Genomic DNA, 2,275 nt, shown 5'->3' on the forward strand with positions numbered 1-2,275 from the left:
GCCCGCCGCCTGCGAACGGTGCGCCGACGGTGCAGATCGACGGCGGTGCGACCTCGTACGTGTGGCAGGGCCTGACGAACGGCGTCGCGTACTCGTTCCGCGTCCAGGCGTACAACTCGGCGCCCGAGCCGAGCGACTTCAGCCCCGCGTCGGCCACGCAGACCCCGGCGGGCCCGCCGTTCCAGGTCACGGGCGTCGCCGCCGCGCGCGACCAGTCGATCCCCGGCAACGTGCAGATCCAGGTCACGTGGGACCAGCACGAGACCCAGTCGAACGGCGCCGCGATCACGAGCTACGCGGTCCAGCCGTACTCGAACGGCACCGCCTACGGCCAGCCGCTCTCGGTGGCCGGCGCCACGACGACCCGGGCCACGTTCGGCGCGGGCTCGCTGCCGGCCGGCACGGGCGTCACGCTCACGTTCTCGGTGCAGGCGGTCAACGACGTGGGGCCCTCGCCGGCATCGGCGCAGTCGAACGGCGTGCGCGACGCGACGACGCCCGCCGCGCCGACGATCGATCCTGCGAGCGTGCGCGAGGGCAACGGCCAGGTCAGCTTCGCCATGACGCCGGGGTCGTCGAACGGCGCGCGCGCCGAGGAGGTCTCCTACGTCGTGCACGTCGGCGGGCAGGCGACCAGCCAGACGGTCGGCAGCACGGGCGGCACCGTCACGCTCGCGAATCGCCAGGATCCGTACAGCATCACGGTCGTCGCACGCTCGCAGGTGCAGGGCATCGCGTACGCGAGCGGCCAGTCGAACGTCGTGCAGGCCGCGCCCTACGGGCCCATCGGCAACCCGACGGCGACCGCGACGTCCCAGGTCGGCCAGGTCACGGTGTCGTGGAGCGCGCCGGCGGCCAACGGCAGGCCCGTGGGCATGCGGATCCGCGTGAACGGCGGCGGGTGGGAGAGCGTCGGCGCCAGCGGCTCGCGCACCGTGGACGATCAGCCGGGTGGCAACCCCGTGACGATCGAGGTCGAGGCGTCGACGGGCGCGCCGAACGCGAACGGCAACGGCGCGCAGACGACGACGGCGACCGCCCAGGCGCAGGGCCGCGCGAACCCGAGCGTCACGCTGTCGAAGGGCGACGTGCGCGGCGACGGATGCTCGGGGGCGAACGGCGAGGCATGTCGCTACTTCCAGATCAACTGGAACGACATGCCGACGGGCGACTACTCCGTCGCATGCCATCACAGCGACGGCAACGCGACGACGCCGTTCCAGACGGCGACGATCCGGGTCGGCAGCGCCAACGGCAGCACGCAGACCCGCATCGGCGGCGACCGCATCTGCTACTCGGGCTTCGCGGGCGAGGCGTGGTTCACGATCCAGGGCAACGGCGTGAGCCTCACGTCCCCCCGCGTCGGCTGGCCGTGACCCGCCGCTGAGGCGCGGCGAGCGGCCGATCTCGGCGACACGGTGGCGCGGGCTCAGGCGGCACCCAGCAGTCGACGCCGCCGGTAGGGCATGATCGGTGGGTTCGAGCGTTCGGGGGAGTCGTGGGCGTGCTGCGCTGGATGAAGCGTCGTCGGAGGACGACCGCGTCCATCGCCGTCGTGTCCGCCGCCGCGATCGCGCTCGGCGTCCTCGCCTTCACGTACGAGGGCTTCACGCAGACCGACGTCGATCTGCATGACGGCGGCGTGTGGGTCACGCGCACCTCGGATGCGCAGGTCGGGCATCTGAACGTGCAGGCGCAGGAGCTCGACGGCGGGTTCTTCGTGCCGTCCGGCTCCACGTCGTTCGACGTGCTGCAGGATGGCGAGTCGGTGTTCCTGCGCGATGGCGACGGCGCGCTCATCCAGGTCGACCCGGCGTCGATGACGCTCGGCGCGACCGTCCCCCTCCACCCGGACGCGCAGGTGCAGCAGCGCGGCGGCACCATCGCGGTCCTCTCGCCCGACGGCGAGCTGTGGGCCATGCCCGTCGGGCAGGTCGGCGGCTTCGTGCCGGAGGACGTCGAGCCGCTCGCCGAGCTCGGCGACGGCGCGGCGCTGGCCGTCGGGCTCGACGGCGCCGTCGCGGTCGCCTCGCCCGAGGAGGGCGCCGTGCTGCGCTTCGAGCCGGACGAGGACGGTGCGTTCGCCGAGCCCGAGACCGAGTCGCGCGAGGGCCTCGCCGACGCGGACGACGTCTCCGTCACGCTCGTGGGCGAGCAGGCGGTGGCGCTGGGCGGCGAGCGGCTGTTCCTGCCCGGTCGCACGGTGGATGTGCCTGAGGATGCGGTGCTGCAGCAGGTGGGTGACGAGGCGTCGTCGGTGATGCTGGCGACGAGC

Annotated in this window: 2 protein-coding genes; both read left to right on the forward strand. The window is 73.3% G+C overall.

Annotated elements, in window-relative coordinates:
* Positions 1 to 1,376: fibronectin type III domain-containing protein (locus ABD249_RS02245; RefSeq protein ID WP_486303394.1), on the forward strand; the 1,376-nt coding region annotated here is incomplete at its 5' end.
* Positions 1,377 to 1,504: 128 nt separating this feature from the next.
* The coding region (locus ABD249_RS02250) for an NHL repeat-containing protein (protein ID WP_486303395.1) at positions 1,505 to 2,275 on the forward strand (771 nt) is incomplete at its 3' end.

The sequence above is a fragment of the Agrococcus versicolor genome (genome assembly GCF_039531815.1).
In the GTDB taxonomy this organism is placed as follows: Bacteria; Actinomycetota; Actinomycetes; order Actinomycetales; family Microbacteriaceae; genus Agrococcus; species Agrococcus versicolor.